The 23,555-nt window shown below is 64.1% G+C and carries 20 protein-coding genes; 6 read left to right on the forward strand and 14 right to left on the reverse strand.

Annotated features, from left to right (window positions below; all coding sequences use genetic code 11):
* Positions 1 to 13: 13 nt before the first annotated feature.
* The 8 genes from LAN61_11545 to LAN61_11580 form a co-directional block, all read right to left on the reverse strand.
* The gene (locus LAN61_11545) at positions 14 to 1,063 is read right to left on the reverse strand and encodes a hypothetical protein (protein MBZ5541138.1); all 1,050 of its coding nucleotides are present in this window, start codon (positions 1,061 to 1,063) and stop codon (positions 14 to 16) included.
* Between the two features lie 191 nt (positions 1,064 to 1,254).
* The gene (locus LAN61_11550; protein ID MBZ5541139.1) at positions 1,255 to 1,428 is read right to left on the reverse strand and encodes a hypothetical protein; all 174 of its coding nucleotides are present in this window, start codon (positions 1,426 to 1,428) and stop codon (positions 1,255 to 1,257) included.
* A 280-nt stretch (positions 1,429 to 1,708) separates the two neighbouring features.
* Entirely contained in the window at positions 1,709 to 2,227 is a 519-nt protein-coding gene (locus LAN61_11555; protein MBZ5541140.1) for a DinB family protein, read from the reverse strand.
* 23 nt (positions 2,228 to 2,250) lie between these two features.
* A complete protein-coding gene (gatA, locus tag LAN61_11560) occupies positions 2,251 to 3,690 on the reverse strand; it encodes an Asp-tRNA(Asn)/Glu-tRNA(Gln) amidotransferase subunit GatA (protein MBZ5541141.1) in 1,440 nt (479 codons plus the stop codon).
* 16 nt (positions 3,691 to 3,706) lie between these two features.
* Positions 3,707 to 4,009, reverse strand: coding sequence for an Asp-tRNA(Asn)/Glu-tRNA(Gln) amidotransferase subunit GatC (gene gatC / locus LAN61_11565; protein ID MBZ5541142.1), 303 nt, complete (start codon positions 4,007 to 4,009; stop codon positions 3,707 to 3,709).
* Between the two features lie 73 nt (positions 4,010 to 4,082).
* Positions 4,083 to 5,363, reverse strand: a complete 1,281-nt coding sequence (gene ispG / locus LAN61_11570) for a flavodoxin-dependent (E)-4-hydroxy-3-methylbut-2-enyl-diphosphate synthase (protein MBZ5541143.1) — start codon at positions 5,361 to 5,363, stop codon at positions 4,083 to 4,085.
* Between the two features lie 69 nt (positions 5,364 to 5,432).
* Positions 5,433 to 7,235: a tetratricopeptide repeat protein gene (locus tag LAN61_11575; GenBank protein ID MBZ5541144.1), complete on the reverse strand. Its 1,803-nt coding sequence runs from the start codon at positions 7,233 to 7,235 to the stop codon at positions 5,433 to 5,435.
* 143 nt (positions 7,236 to 7,378) lie between these two features.
* Positions 7,379 to 7,963: an HDIG domain-containing protein gene (locus LAN61_11580; GenBank protein ID MBZ5541145.1), complete on the reverse strand. Its 585-nt coding sequence runs from the start codon at positions 7,961 to 7,963 to the stop codon at positions 7,379 to 7,381.
* A gap of 398 nt (positions 7,964 to 8,361) precedes the next feature.
* Between LAN61_11580 and LAN61_11585 the strand changes: the two genes are divergently transcribed.
* Complete coding sequence (locus LAN61_11585; GenBank protein MBZ5541146.1) at positions 8,362 to 9,114, forward strand: helix-turn-helix domain-containing protein; 753 nt, start codon at positions 8,362 to 8,364, stop codon at positions 9,112 to 9,114.
* A gap of 123 nt (positions 9,115 to 9,237) precedes the next feature.
* Here the strand turns inward: LAN61_11585 and LAN61_11590 are convergent, their stop codons facing one another.
* The 6 genes from LAN61_11590 to LAN61_11615 all read right to left on the reverse strand — a co-directional run bounded on the left by LAN61_11590 (position 9,238) and on the right by LAN61_11615 (position 13,647).
* Positions 9,238 to 9,978, reverse strand: a complete 741-nt coding sequence (locus LAN61_11590) for a hypothetical protein (GenBank protein ID MBZ5541147.1) — start codon at positions 9,976 to 9,978, stop codon at positions 9,238 to 9,240.
* A 56-nt stretch (positions 9,979 to 10,034) separates the two neighbouring features.
* On the reverse strand, positions 10,035 to 10,631 hold the full coding sequence (locus tag LAN61_11595; protein ID MBZ5541148.1) for a shikimate kinase: 597 nt from the start codon (positions 10,629 to 10,631) through the stop codon (positions 10,035 to 10,037).
* Positions 10,632 to 10,649: 18 nt separating this feature from the next.
* Positions 10,650 to 11,585, reverse strand: a complete 936-nt coding sequence (locus LAN61_11600) for a DUF4097 domain-containing protein (protein ID MBZ5541149.1) — start codon at positions 11,583 to 11,585, stop codon at positions 10,650 to 10,652.
* 1 nt (position 11,586) lies between these two features.
* Positions 11,587 to 12,258 carry a hypothetical protein gene (locus LAN61_11605; protein ID MBZ5541150.1) on the reverse strand — a complete coding sequence of 224 codons (672 nt, stop codon included), beginning with the start codon at positions 12,256 to 12,258 and terminating at the stop codon, positions 11,587 to 11,589.
* 88 nt (positions 12,259 to 12,346) lie between these two features.
* Complete coding sequence (locus LAN61_11610; protein MBZ5541151.1) at positions 12,347 to 13,033, reverse strand: sigma-70 family RNA polymerase sigma factor; 687 nt, start codon at positions 13,031 to 13,033, stop codon at positions 12,347 to 12,349.
* Between the two features lie 116 nt (positions 13,034 to 13,149).
* Entirely contained in the window at positions 13,150 to 13,647 is a 498-nt protein-coding gene (locus tag LAN61_11615) for a hypothetical protein (protein MBZ5541152.1), read from the reverse strand.
* On the opposite strand from LAN61_11615, the gene lysS reads away from it, so the two are divergent.
* The 5 genes from lysS (at position 13,591) to bamA (ending at position 23,456) form a co-directional block, all read left to right on the forward strand.
* Positions 13,591 to 15,570 (forward strand): lysine--tRNA ligase, encoded by a 1,980-nt coding sequence (gene lysS, locus LAN61_11620; protein ID MBZ5541153.1) that lies wholly within the window; start codon positions 13,591 to 13,593, stop codon positions 15,568 to 15,570. The two genes, LAN61_11615 and lysS, sit on opposite strands and share 57 nt — an antisense overlap.
* A gap of 13 nt (positions 15,571 to 15,583) precedes the next feature.
* Entirely contained in the window at positions 15,584 to 16,810 is a 1,227-nt protein-coding gene (locus LAN61_11625) for an ABC transporter permease (protein ID MBZ5541154.1), read from the forward strand.
* 348 nt (positions 16,811 to 17,158) lie between these two features.
* Positions 17,159 to 17,947: an ABC transporter ATP-binding protein gene (locus tag LAN61_11630; GenBank protein MBZ5541155.1), complete on the forward strand. Its 789-nt coding sequence runs from the start codon at positions 17,159 to 17,161 to the stop codon at positions 17,945 to 17,947.
* Between the two features lie 2 nt (positions 17,948 to 17,949).
* Positions 17,950 to 20,376 carry an ATP-dependent Clp protease ATP-binding subunit gene (locus LAN61_11635; GenBank protein MBZ5541156.1) on the forward strand — a complete coding sequence of 809 codons (2,427 nt, stop codon included), beginning with the start codon at positions 17,950 to 17,952 and terminating at the stop codon, positions 20,374 to 20,376.
* Between the two features lie 110 nt (positions 20,377 to 20,486).
* On the forward strand, positions 20,487 to 23,456 hold the full coding sequence (bamA, locus tag LAN61_11640; protein ID MBZ5541157.1) for an outer membrane protein assembly factor BamA: 2,970 nt from the start codon (positions 20,487 to 20,489) through the stop codon (positions 23,454 to 23,456).
* Positions 23,457 to 23,555: the final 99 nt, after the last annotated feature.

Below are 23,555 nucleotides of genomic sequence, written 5' to 3' on the forward strand. Positions count from 1 at the left end.
CGGGGTGGAAAGATCAATCCCGCGGATTCCGGGGCGTTGCGGATTTCCCGGAGTCGGGCGGCTGGCCGGGCGCGGCGTCCACCCCAAAATCCCAGACGTATAAATTCATTCCCTCGGGAAGGAACTCCGCGAGGACGTATTCGCCCGGGGGCAGGGGCTGGCTCAGCGTGAAACGGAAGACCGTCGAGGCGACGTCCCAGCGCTGGAGGGAAATGGTGTCGCGGCTGGTACCCACCTCATGGCCAAAAAAGCTGCGGATGGATTCCACCTGGCGCTTGCTGCCTTTGACCGTGGCGCGGATGAGCTCCACTTCGGGCCCGGACTCGCCCGGGCGGCTGCTCTTGCGCACCGGGGAGGCGCGTTCCGGGTCGGGTGGCGCTTCCCGGAGATAGAACTCGAGGGTGGCCGAAGTGAAGCGCAAACGGGCCTTGCTCCCCGGAATTTCCAGATTGCGCTTGTCGGGAACGATGGGGATGGGCACGAGTACCTGCTTCAGGAACTGTTTCTTGTCCCGGTGCAACTCCGTGCCGACCTGTTCGAGCGGGGTTACCACGCGGCCTTCCACGGCGAACATTCCTTCGCCCGAGGGGAGGAAGAGGCCCGGGGCGACCTGCAGGCTGGCGTCCACGTCCAGGGCCAGTTCTGTCTTGCTGGCCTCTTCTTCCGTGTGAACCTTTTTGGCCAGGGCGTCGGCCGCGCGGGTTTGCTCCGTTTCGGCCTTCGCCGTGGCCTCCCAGTCCACGAGCGCGGCGGGCAGTTCCTCCCAGGCAGAGCGCTCGATGCTGTAGTAACGGACGCGGTCGCCGTTGCGCTGGTAGGAGCGGACGATGTGGAAGTTGCCGTCCTTGAGAATGAGTCGTTTGCCGCGGGGGAGCGAAGCGGGCAGGCTGCGGGCCTCGGACTGCGTTGGCGAGGGGGACTCCTGGGCCGCAGGAGATTGCTGGGCGGCGTGCCCGGCAGCGCCGGCCGGTGCTGCCGGGCAGAGCAGCAGGCCGCAGAAGGCGAACCCGGCTTGGGCGCGGAAGGGAAACCAGCTCGCGATGGGAAAATGCCTCCTGCTCATCAGATGCCTCTGGCCAGAGCGGGTTTGCCTCTTCCGGGTTGACCGCTTCGCGGTCACACCTATCGAGGATAGCGCCGGAGGGGGGCGGGGGCAACCGGGGGTTGTTCAGCGGGCGCTGGGGCGGATGCAAAAGGCGACGGGCTCCGGCGGAGAAGCCGGAGCCCGTTCAGAATCGATCGGAACGCCGAAAACTAATGGGTGCACTTGGGAAAAAGGGTGACCAGGACCATCAGGTCGCTGAGAGTGAACAGCCACTGGTCGGCCTGCTTACCGGCAGCTTCGGCGGCCCGGGCAATGAAACCCAGGTGACGGCTGCGCGCGAAATTGTGGAGGTGGTCCATGCAGATGCCCGTAAGACTTGCCACTTCCGTATCCGTGAAGATTTTTTGACTCGACTTGATAGTGACCACGGCCGACCTCTCTGTCTCCCCCGTCACATCGCGCTTGCCGAACCTCTTTCAGGCTTCTAGCAAGATAGGCGATCACCAGTTGTTAGAGCAATAGTAGTTCCGTTCTTATGACCAAAAACCAACTATCTAGTACTTTTGCTCCAACTCTCACGCCATGAATAGGTTATCGGAAAAAAATAAAAACGCTTCGACCCGGAGGAGAACCCGGCGGGCAATTCCAGCCGGGAAAAATTTCCTATTTCCGTAAGGTGTCTACGATTTCCAGGATTTGTTTGGTGTGGCGCACTTCGTGATTGGCCAGAAGGCGAAACCAATCGTAGAAATTCAGATTGCCGAGAAACGGGTGCGGCCAGCTGTACGCACGGAGATCCCGGTCGCGTGTTCCCGTAAGAAACGCGAGTGTGCGCACGCGGGCCGCGCGCAATTCCGCCAGCATATTTTCTTTTGCACCCAGAAGCGCCGGATCCAGGGGAATCGGTGATTTGCGGCGCAAGATACGCCGGGCGACGATCCACAGCGGCCAGTGCAGGCGCCGGAAGAAAGGGAGCGGCTTTGGCGGGTGCAGGAGGACACGGCCCGCGGCGTCCGTCACTGTTCGTTCCACCATGGTCAGATGCGCGATCACTTCGGCGGTTGACCACGCCTTCGCCGCGGGCCTGGCCAGCCACTGTCCCGGAGCCACGGAGTCTGCGGTATGCAGGAGTTCAGTCCGCGAAACGTTGAGAGTTTCCAGGAGAGGATCGAGAGAAGGCATAGCGGATGGCTCCGAAACGGCGGTCAAAGGTTTGCGCCGCCCGCCAGTTCGAAAGCCTGGGCCAACTGCAGGGCGCGTGTTTCGGCGAAGGCCGGGGCGAAGATCTGCAGGCCGACGGGCAGGCCGCCGGGAAGTTTGCCGCAGGGCACGGAGATGCCTGGGAGGCCCGCGAGCGATCCAGTAACCGTATATATATCAGCAAGATACATTTGCAGGGGATCGGCCGTGCGCTCCCCCAGCTTAAAGGGCGGCACCGGCGACGTGGGGGTGAGGATGGCGTCCACCTTGGTGAAGGCGTTCTGGAAATCCTGGGCGATCAGGGTGCGCACCTTCTGGCCCTTGAGATAGTAGGCGTCGTAGTAGCCGGCGGAGAGAACATAGGTACCGAGGACGATGCGGCGCTTGACCTCCGCGCCGAAGCCCGTGCCGCGTGTCTTGCGGTACATGCCGACGAGAGAATCGCCGTTAACGCGCAGGCCAAAGCGCACGCCGTCGTAGCGCGCCAGGTTGGAACTGGCTTCGGCGGTGGCGATGATGTAGTAGGTGGCGATGGCGTAGTCGGTGTGTGGCATGGTTACTTCGACGAGTTCGCAGCCCAGCGATTTGAAAAGGGCGATGCCCGCCTCGATCTTCCGGCGGACGCCGGGGTCCATGCCCGCGCCGAAATATTCTTTGGGAATGCCCAGGCGCAGGCCTTTGACAGGCTTGGCGGCTTCGGTGATGTAGTCGGGAACCGGGTCGGTGGTGGAGGTGGCGTCGCGGGGATCGCGCCCGGCGATGACGCCCAGGATCGCGGCGATGTCGCGCACCGAGGTAGCGAGAGGGCCGATGCGGTCCAGCGAGGAGGCGAAGGCGATCAGGCCGTAGCGCGAGACGCGGCCGTAGCTGCCCATCATGGCTGGAATGCCGCAGAAGGAGCCGGGTTGGCGGATGGAGCCGCCGGTGTCCGTGCCCAGAGCGGCGACGGCCAGGCCCGCCGCCACGGCGGCCGCGGAGCCGCCGCTGGAACCGCCGGGGACGCAGCCGGGGGCCGCGGGATTGCCTACCGGGCCGTAGGCGGAGTTTTCATTGGAGCTGCCCATGGCGAATTCGTCGCAATTGGTCTTGCCGAGGAGAACGGCGCCGGCGGCTTCGAGCCTTTCGACGGCGGTGGCGTCATAGGGCGGGAAATAGTTTTTCAGCATCTTCGAGCCACAGGTGGTGGCCACGCCGCGGGTGCTGATGGTGTCCTTGATGGCGATGGGGACGCCGGCCAGCGGGGGCAAGGGCTTGCCGGCGGCGATGAGGGTGTCCACGCGATCGGCCTGGTCGTAGGCGCGTTCCGGGGAAAGCGCCAGGAAGGCGTTGAGCTCCCAGTTGCGCGCTTCGATGCGCTTGTAGAATTCGGCGGTCAGCTCGCGGGCGGAGATATTCTTCGCCGCGAGGGCCTCTCGTACGCCGTCGATTGTCCAGTTCGTCGCCATCGTGTCTTTCGAACTCCTATCTCTCGATGACCTTGGGGACGCGGAAATAGGGCGGCTCGGGGTCCGGGGCATGCTGGAGGACGTCCCCGGCCACGTCGCAGGGCAGGACGGTGTCCTCGCGCAGGGTGGCGTCGGCGGCCTGGTCGCTGGAGAGCACCTGGGCCATAGGCGCGACGCCGGTGGTGTCCAGCTCGTTGAGCTTGCCGATGTATTCGAGAATGGAATCGAGCTGCGAGCGGTAAGTTTCGATCTCCGCTTCGCGCAACTCCAGGTAGGCCAGGTCGGCCACCCGCAGCACATCTTCCCGGCTGATCTTCATGCAAGGCTCCGGCGCGAACCGCGCGAGAAAGCGAGAGGGAATTCTAGCACAGGGGCGGGGCGGGGCCGCGCGGCTACTTCGCGGGAATGGCGGCGGATTTGCGGGGGTACTTGGCGGCGACGTACTTGTCGACGAGGGCTTGGAAGGCGGCGGCCAGCTCGTCGTAGGTGCCTTCGAGGGTGACGTTCTTCTCGCCGTCGATGTACACGGGGCATCGCGGGGCCTCGCCGGTGCCCGGGAGGCTGATGCCGATGTTGGCGGCCTTGGATTCGCCGGGGCCGTTGACGATGCAGCCCATGACGGCCAAAGTCATGGTTTCGACGCCGTCGTACTGCGCCTTCCAGGTGGGCATCATGTCGCGGATGTAGTCCTGGATACGCTCGGCCAGCTCCTGAAAGGTGCTGCTGGTGGTGCGGCCGCAGCCGGGGCAGGCGGTGACGCTGGGCGCGAAAGAGCGCAGGCCAAGCGCCTGCAGCAGTTCGCACGCGGCATAAACCTCTTCGCGGCGGTCGCCGCCGGGGCGCGGGGTGAGCGAGATGCGGATGGTATCGCCGATGCCTTCGTGGAGCAGCACGCCGAGCGAGGCGGCGGACCAGACCAGGCCCTTGGTGCCCATGCCGGCTTCGGTGAGGCCGAGGTGCAGTGGCTGCTCGGTCTTTGCGGAGAGATCGCGATAGACGGTGATGAGGTCGCGGGGGCGCGAGGTCTTGCAGGAGATGATGATCTGGTCGTGGCGCAGGCCGGATTCCAGAGCCAGCTCGGTGGATTCCAGAGCGGAGAGGACCATGCAATCGTTGATGATCTCCTCGGATTCCTTGCCGAGGTTCTTGTCGGTGTTCTCCTGCATCTTGCGCATGACCAGCTCCTGGTTGAGGGAGCCGCCGTTGACGCCGATACGCACGGGCTTGTTGTTGTCGCGGGCGATCTTGCAGATGGTGGAGAACTGTTCGTCGCGGCGCTGTCCGGCGCCGACGTTGCCGGGATTGATGCGGTACTTGTCGAGAGACTTGGCGCAGTCCGGATATTTGGCGAGCAGGACATGGCCGTTGTAGTGGAAGTCGCCGATGATGGGCGCGATGCAGCCGGCGTCGAGGAGACGCTTCTTCAGCAGCGGAACCGCGGCGGCGGCTTCCGGGACGTTGACGGTCCAGCGCACGATCTCGGAGCCGGCTTCAGCGAGCTCGACGGTCTGCTGGAAGGTGGCTGCGACGTTGACGGTGTCCGTGTTGGTCATGGACTGCACGACGATGGGCGCGCCGCCGCCCACCTGGACGTGGCCGACTTTCACGCCGTAGGTCTTGCGGCGGGGGTGGCGCGCACCGGTGGTGTCAAAGCCTTTGATCTGGTCGAGCATCACTTTTCAATTCTAGCGTGAATTGGGCGCAGGATGAAATCGCGACCGGTGACTGTTTCAAGGCAGACCTTAGCGAGGAGGGCTGGATGGGGCGGAGGCGAGGGCCTGTTCAACGAGGGCGAGTTGCTGGCTGGCGGGCTGGCTGTCGGGGTGGTAGCGCAGTTCTTCGAGGAACGCGGCTTTGGCGGCGTTGCGGTCGCCCAGCTGCAACAGGACCAGGCCGAGGGCCATGTGGTAGCCGGCGCCGGCGGGTTTGCGGGCGATGGCCAGGCGCAACTGCGCGGCGGCTTCCGGGAAGCGCCCTTCGCGGTAATAGGTCATGCCTAGATAGGAATATTGATCGGCATCCGAGGGATTGATGGCGATGGCGCGGCGCAGGAAGGTTTCGGCGGCGTCCAGGCGCTTCAGCCGGTAGTTCACGTAGCCGAAGTTGTAGTTGGCCAGCCAGAAGTCCGGCCGGTCGAGGACGATCCCTCCGAAGATGGCGGCAGCCTCATCCAGGCGGCCGCGCTCTGCGAACTGGGAGGCGAGATTGTTGCGGGCCATGGTGTTGCGGGGAGCGCGGGCGACGGCGTGAGAGTAGAGCGCAAGATTGTCGCGCCAGGGCGAGGCCTGTGCCGCCGTAGCGAAGCTCAGCGCGACGATCAGCAGAGCGGCGATGCCCAGGCTGGGAGAAAACGAGCGCGGCGCAGAATCGGCAGCCGCGAAGCGCTGGAAGCTCTTCAGCAGCGAGCAGCAGACCAGGGCCAGGGCGATGCTGGGGAGATAAAGATAGCGGTCGTGGACGAAATCGTCCTGCTGAAAGAAGGCGATGTTCAGGACGGGGAGAAGGGGCAGGGCGAACCACGCGGCGGCCGCCGGGATGGCGGCATCCCGGGAGCGGCGCCACCAGAGCCAGGCGCAGGCGGCGACGAGGCCGAGGACGATCAACGGAAGCCAGAAGGCGGAACTCCCCGGGCTCCCGACCAGAGGGAAATCATAGAAGAGGCTGAGTCCCGCGGGCCAGACGAGCTGGCGGAGATAGAACAAAACAAGCGCAGGTGCGGAGAAAAAGACGGTGCGGGCGGAAAGCCAGTGTGATTCCTCCCGGAAACCGTGGAGCACGGCGAAGCGCGCCGCCAGGTAAAGAGCCGTGACGCCGAGCAAGGGCAGTATTTCGCGTATGGCCCTCCGGAAGCGGTTGGCGAAGCCGTGAAGGGCTTCGGTGGCGGGGGCGACCCCGGCCAGTACATAGAGGAAAACGATCGCCGGGAGCACGATCGAGGTCTCCTTGCACAAGAGGGCTGCGGCATAACAGGCGAGTGCGGCGAGGCGCAGAGCAGGGCGCGGCGCCTCCGTGTGACGCAGCCAGAGAAGGAGGCTTCCCAGGACTCCGAGAGCGGCCAGCGCATCAGTCGCTCCGGAAACCCAGACCACGGATTCGAGATGCACGGGGTGCACGCCGAAGAGCAGGGCGCCGGCGGCGGCGATCCAGGGATCGCGGAAGTGGCGCTGGAACAGAGAAAAAACCAACAGGGTCGCCGCCAGGTGCAGGGCGAGACTCGCGAGGTGCCAGCCCGGGGCGTGCTGGCCGAACAGGGCATCGTTGAGCCGCAGCCAGAGGAAGAACAACGGGCGATAGTAGTTTTTCGCCGCCGCGGGATCATGGAAGCCCCAGACCGAGGAAACAAAGTAGGCGGGCACGGAACTCCAGTTACGGATCGCGGGGTTGTTCACCACCTGCACATCGTCGTCGTAGACGAAGCCGTAGCGCAGGGCCGGCAGGTAGGGAAGCGCGGTGACGACCGCAAGAAAGACCAGAAAAGCCACGCGAGACGGGTGCACGGCGGAAGGTGCGCCGGGTGTGCCGGAAGCGGTGCGATCCGCGCTCATGGCACGACTATAGCATCGGGAGATTGCGCCGCACGGGGCGTCGTGCGGCAAGGATTGCGGGTCCGCAAACAGGCGCTGTTTGCGGTACGGCTCCGGCGCGTTTCTGCAGAAGGAGTTTCGTTGGGCCCTCGCGGAACCATGGACTAGGCGATGGTTCCGCGGAGTCCCAGGGCGTCGGCGTGTTCGCGCAGGGCGGCGATGCAGAAGGCGATGTGTTCTTCGAGGGGGAGGCCCAGCTCTTCGGCGCCCTTGAGGACATCCTCGCGGCTGACGCCGCGGGCGAAGGCTTTGTCCTTGAGGCGTTTCTTCACGGAGCTGATTTCGAGATCGAGGATGCTCTTGGAGGGACGGATGTAGGCGCAGGCGGTGAGGAAGCCGGCGAGCTCGTCGCAGGCGAAGAGGGTGTGTTCGAGGGGGGATTTGCGGAGGACGCCGGTGTAATCGGCGTGGGAGAGGATGGCGCGGGTGATCTCTTCGGAGTAGCCGAGCTCGCGCAGGATCTTGACGCCTTCGGCGGGATGCTCCTGGTCGGCGGCATGGGTGGCGTTGGGCCAGCGTTCGTAGTCGAAATCGTGGAGCAGGGCGGTGAGGCCCCAGAGTTCCTCGTCAGCGCCGTTCTTGCGGGCGTAGGCGCGGACGCAGGCTTCGACGGCCAGAGCGTGTTTGCGCAGGCTTTCCGAGGCCGTGTATTCGCAGAGCAGCTTCCAGGCATCGTCGCGGGTGGGCATTCGCTGATTCTCCTCCGTTGAAAAAAGATAGCTTACCGTAGGAGCGGGCACAGTCCAAACGGCGGAAGAAGGAAAAAGATTAGACACAGAGAGCACCCCGACTGAGTCGGGGGAGACGCCGGGCACGGGGTTGGGAGAGGAGAAGAGAAAAATGAAAATGGCGCGGAAAGAGCGGAAAAGAGAGAGGAAATGGACGAGCCTGTCCGCGCGGACAGGCGAAGATTTGGCGTAAAAGCGGGAAAAGAATTTACGGCACGGAAAAAATAATTGCAGAATCCTCTTGACAGAAAACGGCCATTCGCGGGATAGTGCCGCTGCGCCAGTTTCTGCCTTCCCCAGAGCACGTTCCTGCGTTTCTTCCTATCCGCACGCCGGACAAAAGTCAGCGAGGAGCACCGGTGTCGGCACAAAACGAAGCGATGAGCACGTTCGAAATGGATCGGGAAGTCATACGCTGCAAAACCTGCGGTCTCGTGCAGTACCGCACGCGCACCGGCAATTGCCGGAGGTGCGTGCGGGCGCTCCCTCAGCGCCTGGAGTTCCTGATACCTCCGCCAGCTCCGCTGGAAGAGGCAGGTGCCGAGCCCGCACAGGAGAAGTTGGTCAACCAGGAGACGGTCGAGAACATTGGCCAGCGCATCCGGCAGTTGCGCGAGTCGCGCGGGATGACGCAAAGCCAGTTGCAGTCACGCTCGAAAGTTTCCCGGTCGTACCTCTCGCGCATCGAGAGCGGGCAGATGACGCCGAGTCTCGGGACGCTGGAGAAAATCTCCGAAGCGCTAGGCGTGGGCCTCAACCGCTTCTTCATCCCGGAATCGGATGGAGAGGCGCTGCTGGAAGATCCCTTCATCCAGGGGTTGCGGCCGTTTCTGCGGCAGCTGGATTGGGAGCAGTGGCAATCGATCCTGAAGCGCCTGCAAGCGATCAGCGACCATGTTTCCGGAGGGCCGATCACACTCCGCCCTATCGGTAACCCGGCGCGGCTGACGCCGGCGGTGCCGGGCCATGGCCAGTTCGGCCACGCAAACAACGGGAACGGCCATATGAGTGGCCACCTGAACGATCAGACGGCGCACCTGCAGAATTCGGCGCAGGGTGGTTATCTGCGCCGGCCGGGCGCTCCGGTTTATCAGCGGCCGCTCGCGCGGTAGCTGCGTTCGCGCAGGAAAGTATTTTGCGGTGCGCGTGCCCCGATGGGGCACGCGCACCGCTTTTTTTATTGGCAGCGCCGGCGCCGCGGGCGGGCGAGCGACAGGCAGGGTGCCGGAGAGCGGCTATTCGCGGACGACCGTGACGTTGGCGGCGGGGACTTCCAGGCGCAGGAGGCGGTGCTGCGAATCGAGGTACAGGAGCACCTCGAGATCGGCGGTGGAGACGCGCAGGCCCTCGTAGGATTTTCCGGCGGAGGTCTGCGTGCCGGTGGCTTCGACGGTGACGGAGCCGGGAGTGAGGTCCTGGGGGATGAGCACGGGAAAGACCTGCGGGCCGCGCTTGGACCAGTCGTAGAGGCGGGCGAGGATGGCGTAGTGGTGGTAGAGGTTGTTGTCGAGGATGGCGATCCTGGGAGAAGCGAAAGTCAGCTCCTGCTGGAAGGGCTTGGCGCCTTCCACCTCCAGGTCGATTTTGGCGACGCCGTTTTCGAAGAGGATGTGCGCGCCGTTTTTCTTGTCGCTCTGCGAGGACCATTCGTAGCTGAGGGGCGCGCCGTCGGGCTGCAGCTGTAGGACGGAGGTAACGCGCGTGGCGTGGCCGTCCGCGGGCGTGAGCTGCACCGAGCCGCGCGCCATCCAGCTGGCGCCGTCGGCGGCAACTTCAAACTCCTCGGTGCCCACCTGCTGCCCGTCAAGCAGGATACGCAGCTTGCCTTTGTCCGGGGCGAGGAGGCCCGCTGCGGCGGCCGCGGGAGCGGCTTTCTTGTGCTTCTGCGCGGCGTGCAGCAGCGCGGGGCGCGGGGCGAGCCCGGCGGCGAGAGACAGGATCGTGGCAGCCAAGAGCCAAGTGCGGCGGTGCTTCATTGTTTCAGCCTCCCTGGTGCGTTCGAAAAATCCACCAAAGCCGTTGCCAGCGGCGGCTACGACGGGCGTTTCTCGCCGAGCAGATGCGCCGTGTCGCCCGGGGTGACGATACCCAGCTGCAGAATGCGGGCGACGACGGCCGCCGGACTCCCGGAGCTGTCCACGCGATAGTCGGCCTGCTGATAGGAGGGCAGGCGTTGCGCGTAGAGAGCGCGGAAACTGGCTTCGTCGCGGAACAACGGGCGGCCGGTCATGGTCATGCAGCGGGCCAGGAGAATTTCGACGGGACATTCGAGCCAGATGACGGGGACGCCGGCGTTACGCAGCAATTCGAAATTGGCGGAATGGGCGTAGGTGCCGCCACCCAGGGCCAGGACGGTGGGTTCGGCGCGCTCGATGGCGCGGCCCAGGACGGCCTGCAGCTGTTCGTGCTCGAGCTGGCGGAAGGCCGGCTCGCCGTGGCGTTCGAAAAATTCGGGGATGCACAGGCCGGCGGCCTGCTCGATGCGTTCATCGAGGTCGGCAAAGCGCCAGGCCAGCTGGCGGGCGAGGAGCGCGCCGACGGTGGATTTGCCGCAGCCCATAAAGCCGGCCAGGCAAAGCACGGAGGGGCGTGCGGCGGGGCCGCGCGGGGGCGAAGGTTGCATGGGCATGCGAGGGCGCGAAAGCGATCAATCGCGCTTTCGGATGCGGATTGTACCACTGAACGAGGAGAGGTTGACCTGGGCGAGGCCGGCGTTGACGCTGCCAGCGAGGCTCTTGGCAAACTTCGAGGAAAGGTGCTTCAGGCCGTGGGAATCGGGCTTGAGGAAGTCTTGGGCCTGATTGTCCACGGTGCCGCTGGTAGTCTGGGCCTTGAGGTCGAAAGAATCGCTGCCGGAGAAGCGCACCTCGACCAGGCCCATGCCGCTCTTCATGGTGTAGATGCCGTCGCGCAGAAAATCGCCGTCGTAGAGAATGTTGCCGGAGGTCGTGGAGACGTTGAGATTGTTGAGCTGCGGCTGCAGGAACTGCGCGCTGCCGCTGATCGAGGCGAAGTTGAGCTTGCCGGCGCATTGCATGCACTGCAGCGATCCGCTGACGGTCTTTACGATGATGTAGCCGGAGACTTCCTTGAGGTGCACATCGCCGGCGACGGATTCCAGGGTCATGTCGCCATAGACCTGCTCGACGTAGATAGTGCCCATGCTGGTGGTGTGAATCTGCAGCTCGCTCTCTTCGGGAACGGTGATGTCGAAGGTGGTTTCGACCTCGGCGGGCTTGGCGCTCTTGTCGAGAATGGTGGTGGAGAGGCCGATGCGGTTAGCCGCCTGCTCCATCTCCACGGCGACTTTGGCGGAAGCCCGGTTGCCGGCGATGACCACTTCGGGATTCTTCCAGGACTTTACTTCGATGCGGCCGTTAGTGGCGTTCTGGATGGTGAGGACGGGGTGGGTGCTCACCGTGAAATGCTTTTCGATGTGCTGGCCGGCGGCCTGCGCGGAGGAGAGGGGCAAAAGAACAGCCGCAGCTCCCAGAAAAAGAGTTGACCGCTTCGCGGTCGCCCAGAAAGCTGACCGCTTCGCGGTCACCCAGAAGATCGCCCAGCAGGTCGCAGGTGTCGGCATGTCAGTAGTCTCCACTCCCGCTGCGATCCATCATCGCAGAGAGCAAATCGGCTTTTTTCTGGTAAGCGCCGGAAAGATATTCGCGGGCCACCTCGTCCGCCGGCTCCTGGCGGACGCGCTGCTCGCAATGGGCGATGAACTCATCCAGGATCTTGAGATTATCGCGCAGGGAAGCGTCCACGGGAGAAGCTGTGGCGCCGGCCAGTACCATGCCGGCGACCCCGCGTTCCTGCTGCTGGAGCATGGCCGCGGTATCCGCGTAGGGCAGAGGCTCGGCGGGGGGCGGCGGAGGCGTGCGGTGCAACTGCACGGCGGCAGCGGCGACGAGCACGAGGCCGACGGCGGCAGTGGCCAGGGCGTGGCTGTGGAAAAGGGCGGCCAGCGAATGCCGCCAGGAAGATTCCCGCGGCAGGGCCGGTTCCTGGAGGATTCCTTCCGCGGCGAGTTGCGCGCGCAGAGAGGCCCACAGACGCTGCGGGGGCTCGGCTTCGGCCGGGAGCGCGCGCGCGGCGGCGGCAATGGCAGTGAAATCGGCGAGCAGGCTCTGGCAGGCGTCGCAGCCTGCCAGATGCGTTTGTGCAGCATCGTTTGCAGGCGTGACCGCAAAGCGGTCACCGTGCAGCGCGAGACCCTCCTGCTCAAGGACCCGTTCGAATTCTGTGCACTTCATCATACCTTGCTCCGCGGGCGGGACGCTGGGTGGCCCTCCCGCACCTGTTTCCGGCGTGACCGCGAAGCGGTCAACGCTGCGTATCCCAAACTCAGACGTCCCGTCCGGTGGGGGACTTGGCCGCCTGTTCTTCCTGGCGGACCTGGCGCGCCTGATCCCGCAGCTCCTCCTGCAGGAGTTCGCGCATGCGCGTCCGCGCCTTGTGCAGCTGTGACTTCGAATTGCCTACCGAACAGCCCATGATGTCCGCGATCTCGTTGTGCTCGTAACCCTGGATATCGTGGAGCACGAACACTGTGCGGTACCCCGGGGGCAGCTTTTCGATGGAGCGCTCGAGATTGACGCGGTCGACCGCCCCGTTCAGTTTTAAGTCCGGCGCGCCGAAGTCTTTGCGCGGCCCGCCGCTCTCTTCATCCGGCTCCGTGGCTTCTTCCAGGGAAGTCGAAGGAAGAGCTTTCTTGCGCAGCCGCATGAGGACGACATTGACGGTCATGCGGTGCAGCCACGTGGAAAACGCCGACTCGCCTCGGAACGTGGCGATCTTGCGAAACAGCTGCAAGAAGGCCTCCTGGGCCAGGTCTTCCGCGTCGGACGGATTGTTGACCATGCGCAGACACAAAGCGTAGACACGGCGAGTGTGCAGCCGGTAGAGAAACTCAAAGGCCGCTGCATCGCCGCGCTGCGCCAGGCGAATGGCTTCCGCCTCGGTAAGCGTGCTGGGCTCAGTTGGTCTAGGTCGGGCCAACGGTCCAATCGCGGCGCATCCAGTCCATGCGATGCACCGTGTACCCTCCGGAGTTGTCCCGCGTGTGCGGAACACTTTCTCAAATAGACACTTTGTATGCGCGGCCAGCAACGGGCGCCGGTCCGCAGCGCCGCCAGGGGGCTGCGGCGTTATTTTCCCGCGATTCGCGCCGGACGTCTATGGCGGATGTTGCGCCAGCGGGCCTTGCGTGGAGAGTGCGGGCTGGCCTTGCCGTAGGCCGCGGACTCGAAGTCCGCCAGCGCCTCCGCGGGCAGGACGTGGAGAAAGGACTTGCACAGGACGATGGTCTCGCGCAGGCAGCTATTGAGGTCGTAGTGAAAGAAATCCAGCGCCAGCCAGGTCCTGTCGCGCTCCCCGGAAAACTCTTCGACCAACTCCTGAACCGTGGCGGGGAATTCCCGGTCCAGGTCCGCGACCATCTCCTGCAGGCAGTGCAGCTTGTGCAGGAACTGCGAGCGCTGGGAAAGAAGGACCATGGAGAACAGGGCATTCATGCGGGCGGCGCGCAGGCAGCGAAGGCTCCGGAAATTGGCGGGATCGAGCGGCGCCACGTTGGGCACCGTGCCGTGATGGCGGCCTTGCGCTTCGATGGCGCGCAGCAGGGCTTCCAGCGGCTGGGTCAGCAAGCGGCTCAGTTCCCCGCTCACGGCCACAGTCTGCAGCGACTTGGCGATTTGACCTTGCAGGCGCAGGGCCATCGCTTCGTTCAGCGACACGCTGAGCATGGTGTAGGAGGTTTCCAACTGCTGGCTGAGAGTTTCGAAGGTGCTGGCTTTGGGCTGCGGCAGCCAGGCACACCAATCCTCCTGTACCGAAGTCAGCCGACCGGGAAGGGATGGGGTCCGCTCTTGCACAACCTTTGCCAGTTAGACGCGCCGAGTATAGCAAAGTACTCTCGCCGGTGCGCAACCCCTTTCTTGAAGGTGCGGGCTAGCCCCGCTATACTGCGCACGACCCATGAGAAAGGAAGTTTACCCTTGCAATTCGAGCCACTTGACCAGTTCCAGCAACGCCAGAAGAAACTCGAAGAGATGCGGGCGCTGGGTTATGCCGCGTACCCGCACGAGTTCCGCTGGACGGAGACGCCGGCGGCGCTGGTGGAGGCCTTTGCGGAGACTCCGGCGGCCGAGTTGGAAGCGCACCGGCGCGAGGTCCGCGTGGCCGGGCGCATCGTCTCCTACCGGCTGATGGGCAAGGCGGGGTTCGCGCACATTCAGGGAGCGGGAAAGCGCATCCAGGTCTACGTGAAGCGGGACGTGCTGGGGGAGCGCGCCTTCAAGCTTTTCCAGTTGCTGGATCTCGGCGACAACATCGGCGTGGCCGGGCATCTCTTCCGGACGAAGACCAACGAACTGTCCATCTGGGTGGAGGAGCTGACGTTTCTGAGCAAGGCCCTGCTGCCGCTGCCGGAAAAATGGCACGGGCTTACGGACATTGAGATCCGCTACCGGCAGCGCTACCTGGACCTCATAGCCAACGAGAAATCACGGCAGGTGTTTCTGACGCGGGCGCGCATCGTGCAGGAGATGCGGAGGTTTTTCGACGGGCGGGGCTACGTCGAGGTGGAAACGCCGATGATGCACCCCATCGCGGGGGGCGCGGCGGCGCGGCCGTTCATCACCCACCACAACACGATGGATATCGACTTGTACCTGCGGATTGCGCCGGAGCTGTTTCTGAAGCGCCTGGTGGTGGGCGGGATTGACCGGGTGTATGAGATCAACCGCAACTTCCGGAACGAGGGCATTTCCACGCAGCACAATCCGGAATTCACCATGCTGGAGTTCTACGAGGCCTACAGCAACTATCAGGACCTCATGGAGCTGAACGAGCAGCTCTTCGCGCTGCTGGCGGAGAAGGTGACCGGCTCGACGACGGTGCGTTACGGCGAGCACCAGCTGGACTTTGCGAAGTTTCAGAAGCTGACGATGCGCGAGGCCGTCGAAAAATACTGGCCCGCGGAGGCCGGAGCCGCGCCCACGCCGGCGGAACTGGCGGCGCCGGGCGGGCCGCGCGCGGCGGTGGCGCGCTACAACCAGTGGGCCGGGCGCACGGGCGGCGCGCGCATCACGGCCAAGGGCCAGCCCAGCGACGGCGAGTGGACGGGAATGCTTTTCGAAGAGATTGCCGAGAAGCATCTGATTCAGCCGGTGTTCATCTACGATTTCCCCACGGAGATCTCGCCGCTGTCCAAGCAGAAACCGGAAGATGCCGCGCTGACCGAGCGCTTTGAAATCTTCGCCGGGGGCATGGAGATTGCCAACGGCTTCTCCGAACTGAACGATCCCGTCGAGCAGGAGCGCCGCTTCCTGGAGCAGATCGCGCAAGGCGGCGAGGAAGCGCCGAAACAGCTGGACGTGGACTATGTGCGCGCGCTGTGCCACGGCTTGCCGCCTACAGCCGGCGAGGGCATCGGCATGGACCGGGTGACCATGCTGCTCACCGATTCGCACTCCATCCGCGACGTCATCCTCTTTCCGCTGCTTCGCCCGGAGACCCCGGAAGCGAAGACGGAAGCGCCCGGCGCTTTCGCCGGCGAGAAAGACTAGCGGCCACCCGCACATGCGATTCGAATGGTTCGTGGCCCGGCGGTACCTCCGGTCGCCCTACCGGCCGGCGGTGCTGCGCCTGGTGACGGGCTTTTCCGTGCTGGGCGTGGCCGCGGGCGTGGCCACGCTGGTGGTGGCGCTGGCCATGGACACGGGCTTCCGGGAGACGCTGCAGGAGCGGCTGCTGGGGGTGACTGCGCACGTGTCGCTGACGCGGCCGGGCACCGGGGGGATTCGCGATTATGAGGCGCTGGCGGCGCGGCTGGGAACGATGCCGGGCGTGCGTTCGATCACGCCCGCGGTGTACCAGACGGTGTTGATGTCGTTTGGGGGGCAGGCGCGCGGGGTGGTGGCCAAGGGCGTGGATCCAGCGCGGGAGCGGCGCTTTGACGAAGCGCTGCAGCGGGTGGTGGCCGGGCATGCGGATTTTACGGCGGACGCCGACGGTGTGGACGCGCTGCTCGTCGGCAAACAGCTCGCCGACGAATGGAAGGTGTCGCCCGGGGACTACGTTACGCTGACCAGCCCGCAAGGACGGCTGACGCCGTTCGGCCTGCTGCCGCGCACCCGGCGCTTCCGCATCACCGGCGTCTTCGAATCGGGCTTCTACGATTACGACGAAAACTGGTGCTTCATGACGCTCTCCGCGGCGCAGAATCTTTCCGGCGCGGGCGACCTGGTGAACGTGCTGGAACTGCGGCTGACGCAACCCGATCGGGCCGGGGAGGTCGCGCGGGAGATGGAGCGCGCGGCCGGAGCGGGGTACGCGGCCACGACGTGGATGGAAGAAAACAAGGCGCTGTTCCGGGCTTTACGGCTGGAAAAGCTAGTCACGGCGATCTTCATCGGGCTGATCACGTTTGTGGCCGGGCTGAACATCCTGGTGGTGCTGACGATGACCGTCACAGACAAGGCCCGGGACATCGCGGTATTGATGGCCATGGGCACGCGCCGCGCGCAGGTGCGGCAGATTTTTCTCTTGCAGGGGCTGGCTATCGGCTCGACAGGAACGCTGCTGGGACTGGTGGCGGGTTATGTGATCGCCTTCACCGCGGGTACCTACCATCTGATACCGCTCGATCCGCAGGTCTATTCCGTGGCCTACGTGCCGTTTCATCCGAGCGTCTGGGACGGAGTGGGAATCGCGCTGGTGGCGATGGGAATTTCCGTAGCCGCAACACTGGTGCCGGCGCGGGCGGCGGCGCGCTTGCTGCCCGTGGAAATCTTGCGTTATGAGTGAAATAGCAGCATGGAGGAGAAGGGCAAAAGGGGAAGATTTGGCGGTTCGGTTGCTCTATATTGAGAGATGCAATCGGACCGGGGTCGTCCTTCTGCAACATGGTTGCACAGAGCTTCCCCTGTGCTTCCGAATGCGCTGAAATCGCATGAGTTAGACTGGTCCGCAAGGAGCGAAAGCCGGGCGTCCGGTGGACGCGGATTGTCACCGGCGAAAAAGGGAAAGAGTTGGGCATTGAGCGGCAGGGCCGGACAGTAAGGATTAGCCACTGCGCTGGGTGCTGCAGCATCTAAATAAAATAGAGATGCAGCGCGGGGTGGCAGAAGCAGGGGCGCAGCGCGGAAGAAAATTATGGACGCAGGGCAGACTAACCCGGAGCGCAAGGCGCGCGAAGCTGGCGGCGCGGCGGGGGAGTGCGGACGAGTGGTGCTGGAGGCGCGCAGCCTGCGGAAAAGTTACGGCTCGGGCGCGGCGGAATTGCAGATTCTGGCGGACGTGAACCTGTCTTTGCGCGAAGGGGAGATGGCCGCGATCGTGGCGCCGTCGGGAGCGGGGAAAAGCACGTTGCTGCACCTGCTGGCCGCGCTAGACACGCCAACAAGCGGTACAGTATACTTCGACGCGAAAGCCATCGAAACAAAAGATGACGCGGCGCTGGCCGCGTTTCGCAATCGCGCCATCGGGTTTGTCTGGCAGCGGCATCAGCTGCTGGCGGATTTTACGGCCGCGGAAAATGTGGCCATGCCGCTGCTGGTGCGCGGCGAAAAATTTGCTCCGGCGCTCGAACGGGCGCGGGAGCTGCTCGCGGAAGTAGGACTCGCGGAGCGCGCGAGCCACCGGGCAGGAGACCTTTCCGGCGGGGAACAGCAGCGCGTGGCGATAGCCCGGGCGCTTGTCACCGGGCCATCGGTGCTGCTGGCAGATGAACCGACCGGAGATCTGGACGAGCGGAATGCTTGGGCCGTGTTCGAACTGCTGGAACGGCTGCACCGGACGCACCGCCTGACGTCGCTGCTGGCGACGCACAATGCGGCGATAGCGGCACGGTGCGGGCGGATCCTGGGGCTGGAACATGGCGTTCTGCAATCTCGCGCGGCTGCGGCCGGGGCGAGTGGGACCCGTGGGGGAGAAGCGAGCTAATCGTGTTCGAACGATACACCGAGAAAGCGCGACGCGTAATTTTCTTTGCCCGCTATGAAGCGAGCCAGTACGGCAGCCCGTACATCGAGACCGAGCACCTGCTGCTCGGGCTGATGCGCGAGGACAAGGCCCTGGCCAACCGCTTCCTGCGCCAGCAGGGCTCGATCGAGTCCATCCGCAAAGAGATCGAAGCGCGCATCACCATCCGCGAGCGGATTTCCACGTCCGTGGAAGTGCCGTTGAGCGCGGAATGCAAGCGCATCCTGAACATGGCGGCGGAAGAGGCCGAGCGCCTGGGGCACAAGCACGTGGGCACGGAGCATCTGCTGCTGGGCATCCTGCGCGAAGAGAAGTGTTTCGGCGCGGAGATTCTGATGGAGCGCGGCCTGCGCCTGTCCGCTTTGCGGGAAGAGCTGGCGCGCACTTCGGGGGAGAAACCACCGGCGGCGCGCCCCAAGGAGACTTCGCTGCTGGCGGAGTTCAGCCGCGACCTGACGCAGGCGGCGGTGGATGGGGCGCTGGATCCCCTGGTGGGCCGCGACAAGGAAGTCGAACGAGTGATCCAGATCCTGTGCCGGCGCACGAAGAACAACCCGGTGCTGATCGGCGAACCGGGGGTCGGCAAGACGGCCATCGTGGAGGGCCTGGCGCAGCGCATTGCGGACGGGGATGTGCCGCCGTTCCTGGCGGAAAAGAAGGTCCTGTCGCTGGACCTGTCGCTGATCGTTGCGGGGACGAAATACCGCGGGCAGTTCGAAGAGCGGCTGAAGACCATCATGAAGGAGCTGATGGAGAACCAGAACTCCATCATCTTCATCGACGAGCTGCACACGCTGGTGGGCGCGGGTTCGGCGGAAGGCTCGCTGGACGCAGCGAACATCCTGAAGCCGGCGCTGTCGCGCGGGGAGATCCAGTGCATCGGGGCGACCACCCCGGGCGAATACCGCAAGTCGGTGGAGAAGGATCGTTCGCTGGAGCGGCGCTTCCAGGCCGTGAAGGTGCCGGCGCCGAACGAGGACGAAGCGATCCAGGTGCTCAGCGGGGTGCGCGAGCGCTATGAGAAATTCCACGCGGTAACCTACACGGATGAGGCCCTGCGCTATGCCGTGTATCTCTCGAACCGCTACATTCCCGATCGCTTCCTGCCGGACAAGGCCATCGACCTGATCGACGAGGCGGGAGCGCGCGTGAAGCTGCGCCAGGCCACGGTCCCTGAAGAGGTGGCCGAGGTGCAGAAGCGCGTGAAGTTCATCACCCACCGGATGGAAACGGCCATTGCCAACCACGAATTCGAAAAGGCGCGTTTCTATTCGGAAGAAGAGCGCAAGGAAAAGGAAAACCTGCGTGTGCTGCGGGAGCGCTTCAAGCTGGACGACGCTTCGACGGGCATCGTGACGCGGGAAGACATCGAGGAAGTGGTGTCGCGCTGGACGGGCATCGCGGTAACCTCCATCAAGGAAGACGAACAGCAGAAACTGCTGCGCATCGAGCCGGAGCTGCACAAGCGGGTGATCAGCCAGGACAAGGCCATCACGGCGCTGGCGCGGGCCATCCGCCGCAGCCGCGCGGGGCTGAAATCGCCGCTGCGCCCGGTGGGCTGCTTCCTCTTCCTGGGGCCGACGGGCGTGGGCAAGACGGAAGTGGCGCGGCGCCTGGCGGAGTTCCTGTTCGGTTCGGAGAAGTCGCTGGTGCGCTTCGACATGTCGGAGTTCATGGAGAAGCACTCGGTGTCCAAGCTGATCGGGGCGCCTCCGGGCTATGTGGGTTACGAAGAGGGCGGGCAATTGACGGAGCGGGTGCGGCGCACGCCGTATTCGGTGATCCTGCTCGATGAAATCGAGAAGGCCCACCCCGACGTTTTCAACATCCTGCTGCAGGTGTTCGAGGACGGCCAGTTGACCGACGGCCTGGGAAATACCGTGGACTTCCGGAATTCCATCATTATCATGACTTCCAACCTCGGCGCGCGGCATTTGCAGAAGCGCACGTCGATCGGATTCGGGGCCGGCGTGGACGAAGCCGGGCAGAAGAGCCTCGAAGAGATGGTGATGGGGGAAGTGAAGCGGGTGTTCAACCCGGAGTTTCTGAACCGGCTGGACGAAGTGATCATCTTCAACCCGCTCGGCGATGAAGATCTGCTGCGGATCATTGACCTGCTGGTCGGGCAGATGAATGATACGCTCATCCACCGGCAGGTCCAGGTGGTGCTGTCGCCGGAAGCGCGGCAGTGGATTCTGGAGAAGACTTGCGCGGACCGCAGTTACGGAGCGCGGCCGTTGCGGAGAGCTCTGCAGAAATATGTAGAGGATCCGCTCTCGGAAGCGCTGATTCAGGGAGGAATTCAGCGGCCCGCAACCCTGCAAATGTACGTCGCGGGAGAAGGCCTGGCTTTCCGGCCGCTGGTCGAGGCAACCCCGGTCATCCACTAGAGAATCAGAACACGCACAGCCGGCCCATACCGGGCGCGGCAGGAGAAGAGCATCTTGCGTTTCGGGGCGCGGCCTTGAAGACCTCAGCGGCCGCTTATAGGAGACTCTGTTTGTCTGTCCGGGCATTAGGCGCAGGGGTGTTGCTGCTCACCACGGGGTTCCTTCTTCCGGAAGCCGGGGCGGTTCCAGGGCCCCAGACGCGGCAGAGTTCCGTCCGGCATGCGGTTTCTTTCCAAGCCCACGGCATCTCCGGGCGCGGCGCGGACAGCGCGGCGCGGACCGCAGCAACGCCGGCCGGGGGCGCGGTGCAGGAGAAGGCGGCGCCGGGGCAGGCGGCTATTGCGCCGGCCGTGGTGGAGCGCATCGATTTCGTCGGTAACCGGCGGGTGCGCAGCGACACTCTGAAGGCGCGCATCTTCACGCGCGAAGGCGACATTTTCAGTGAAGAGACGCTGAAGCGTGATTTTCAGGCGCTGTGGAACACGCAGTTTTTCGAGGACGTGAAGCTGCGCGTGGAGGACAGCCCCAGCCGGGCGGGCGCCAAGATCATCATTTTCGAAGTGAAAGAGCGGCCGGTGATCCGGCGCATCCGCTATGACGGCATCCACTCGGTCTCGGAATCGGACATTCTGGACCGCTTCAAGGACCGCAAGGTCGGGTTGACGGTGGAAAGCCAGTTCGATCCCACGCGCATCAAGAAGGCCGAGGTGGTGCTGAAGGAACTGCTGGGAGAGCACGGGCGGCAGTTCGCCAAAGTGACCCCGCAGTATGAGCGGATCGCGGCAAGCAATGCGGTGGTGCTGATCTTCAAAGTGGAAGAGGGGCCGAAGGTCAAGATCGGCTGGATCCACTTTACCGGGAACCACGCGTTCAGCGACCGCAAGCTGATCCGCGCGATGCGCCATTCGCGGCCCTACGCCATTCCCCTATACTTCCTGGAACTTCCGGTGCTGACGAAGACTTACGACCACGAAAAGCTGAACGAGGACCTGGAAGTGGGCGTGCGCGGGCTGTACCAGGACAACGGCTACTTCAAGGTGCTGGTGAAGGATCCCATCATAGAGAACGTGGACGTGGAGCGTGGCGGAATTCCGCTGCCGCTGCCCGGGGTAGGGCGCAAGCGCGGCAAGGCCGTCAACATCACCATTCCCATCGAAGAGGGGGAGCGCTACCGGATGGGGCGGCTGAACATCGTCAGCGCCGACCCGGACAAAGCGCTGTCGCTGAAGGTGGAGCCGCTGAAGATGAACTTTCCCCTGAAGGAGGGGGACATCTTCGCGGTGGGCAAGGTGCGCAAATCGCTGGAGGACTACCGCAAGATTTACGGGGAGTACGGGTTCATCGATTTCACGGCGGAGCCGGACACGGAGATGGACGACGAAGCCAAGCGCATCAACCTGACACTGAAGTTCAACGAAGAGAAGCAGTATTACGTGCGGCGCATCGAATTCAGCGGCAACACCACCACGCGCGACAAAGTCATCCGCCGGGAGATCCTGGTGGACGAAGGGCAGCTCTTCAACCAGCGCGCCTGGGAAGTGAGCATTCTGCGGCTGAACCAGCTCGACTATTTCGAGCAGATCAAGCCGGAGGCCGCGGAGATCGCCCGCAACACCAAAGAAGGCACGGTGGACATCAACCTGAAGCTGAAGGAAAAGGGGAAGCAGTCCATCGGCTTGCAGGGAGGCGTGAGCGGGCTGGCCGGGAGTTTCGTCGGGCTGACCTATCAGACCAACAACTTCCTGGGTCTGGGCGAGACGCTGACGTTTTCCGCGGAGTTCGGCGATCGCCAGCGCAATTTCATGTTCGGTTTCACCGAGCCGTATCTCTTCGACCGGCCCATTTCCACCGGGTTCACGCTCTTCTCCAGCCGCTACAGCTTCAACCAGGCGCAGCAGTTGGCGCTGACGCTGGGGCAGAAGGTGAGCCTGAACCCGCAGACCATCCAGAACTACAACCAGAACAGCACGGGGTTCACGGTGTTCGCCAGCTACCCGATGCGGCGGTTTTCGTTCATGCGGCTGGGCCTGAGCTACGGGCTGACGAAGACCAACATCACGACGTTCAGCGACGCCTCCAAGCTGCTCTTCCAGAGCGTACAGTTCCGCAGTTTTGCGGGGCCCAGCGCGATGAACGGGATCGTCTCCAGCACCCTGACGCCGACGCTGAGCTATAACACGGTGAATAATCCGGTCAATCCCACCGGAGGCAAGAGCTTCTTCTATTCGCTGGCGGTGCAGGGCGGCCCGCTGGGCGGCAACGTCAACGCCATCACCAACGTTTTCGAATACAAGCACTTCCAACCCATGCACAAGCACCGCAACGTGCTGGGCTACCGGGTGCAGACCTCGTACACGACGAGCTTCGGGGGGCTGCAGTTGCCGCCCTACAGCCGCTTCTACATGGGCGGCGAGGACACGGTGCGCGGGTTCGACATCCGCGCCATTTCTCCGGTGACCTTCATCCCCATTAGCACCGTGCAGCAGTTTTCCTATTTGGACCCGACGTCGCTGGACGCGGGCGGCAACCCGCGGTTCAGGACCGTCCAGTTGCCGGTCATGACCTACCAGATTACGTTTCCAGGCGGAGACATGCAGGGCGTGGGCAACCTCGAATACCGCATCCCGATCGTGGGGCCGGTGACCATGGCGCTGTTTGTGGACGCGGGAACGAACGGGATCGTCAAGCGCAGCGGGCTGCAGCTCGCGGAGACCGGCCTGCAGGATCTGCAGACGTCCTTTCCCAACGCCAACCTGAAAGCCCAGTTACCGCTGGCCTCGGGGACGAATTTCCGGCTGCGCTCCTCGGCGGGCGTGGAATTTGTGGTGCAGTTGCCGATCGTGCAGGCGCCGTTCCGCATTTACTACGCCTATAACGTGGCGCGAATGCGGGAGCAACTGGTGGCGCCGCCCGGCCTGTTCAACCAGGACACGCTGGACATGCTGAAGCTGTCGCTGCCGCCGGGCGTGTACGCCAACGAAGTCCTGCCGCAGCTCAATAATTTCGTGAACAATCCCGGGCGGCTGAATTTTTTCGAACCGTCGCACACGTTCCGCTTCACGGTGAGCCGGACGTTCTAGGGATCTCCGGGAGCGGCCCGGCAACGAGATGGCACGAACGAGTTGACCGCTTCGCGGTCACGCATATAGAGGAAGCGCAGGACGCGGGAGAGCAGGGGA

It is taken from the genome of Terriglobia bacterium (assembly GCA_020072785.1).
GTDB lineage: Bacteria > Acidobacteriota > Terriglobia > Acidiferrales > UBA7541 > Acidiferrum.

What these genes read in the sequence shown, in the direction of transcription:
- LAN61_11545 (MBZ5541138.1), bottom strand. Translation starts at nt 1,063, where the DNA reads ATGAGCAGGAGGCATTTTCCCATCGCGAGCTGGTTTCCCTTCCGCGCC.
- LAN61_11555 (MBZ5541140.1), bottom strand. Translation starts at nt 2,227, where the DNA reads ATGCCTTCTCTCGATCCTCTCCTGGAAACTCTCAACGTTTCGCGGACT.
- gatA (MBZ5541141.1), bottom strand. Translation starts at nt 3,690, where the DNA reads ATGGCGACGAACTGGACAATCGACGGCGTACGAGAGGCCCTCGCGGCG.
- gatC (MBZ5541142.1), bottom strand. Translation starts at nt 4,009, where the DNA reads ATGAAGATCAGCCGGGAAGATGTGCTGCGGGTGGCCGACCTGGCCTAC.
- ispG (MBZ5541143.1), bottom strand. Translation starts at nt 5,363, where the DNA reads ATGCTCGACCAGATCAAAGGCTTTGACACCACCGGTGCGCGCCACCCC.
- LAN61_11575 (MBZ5541144.1), bottom strand. Translation starts at nt 7,235, where the DNA reads ATGAGCGCGGATCGCACCGCTTCCGGCACACCCGGCGCACCTTCCGCC.
- LAN61_11580 (MBZ5541145.1), bottom strand. Translation starts at nt 7,963, where the DNA reads ATGCCCACCCGCGACGATGCCTGGAAGCTGCTCTGCGAATACACGGCC.
- LAN61_11590 (MBZ5541147.1), bottom strand. Translation starts at nt 9,978, where the DNA reads ATGAAGCACCGCCGCACTTGGCTCTTGGCTGCCACGATCCTGTCTCTC.
- LAN61_11595 (MBZ5541148.1), bottom strand. Translation starts at nt 10,631, where the DNA reads ATGCCCATGCAACCTTCGCCCCCGCGCGGCCCCGCCGCACGCCCCTCC.
- LAN61_11600 (MBZ5541149.1), bottom strand. Translation starts at nt 11,585, where the DNA reads ATGCCGACACCTGCGACCTGCTGGGCGATCTTCTGGGTGACCGCGAAG.
- LAN61_11605 (MBZ5541150.1), bottom strand. Translation starts at nt 12,258, where the DNA reads ATGATGAAGTGCACAGAATTCGAACGGGTCCTTGAGCAGGAGGGTCTC.
- lysS (MBZ5541153.1), top strand. Translation starts at nt 13,591, where the DNA reads ATGGCGGCCTTGCGCTTCGATGGCGCGCAGCAGGGCTTCCAGCGGCTG.
- LAN61_11625 (MBZ5541154.1), top strand. Translation starts at nt 15,584, where the DNA reads ATGCGATTCGAATGGTTCGTGGCCCGGCGGTACCTCCGGTCGCCCTAC.
- LAN61_11630 (MBZ5541155.1), top strand. Translation starts at nt 17,159, where the DNA reads ATGGACGCAGGGCAGACTAACCCGGAGCGCAAGGCGCGCGAAGCTGGC.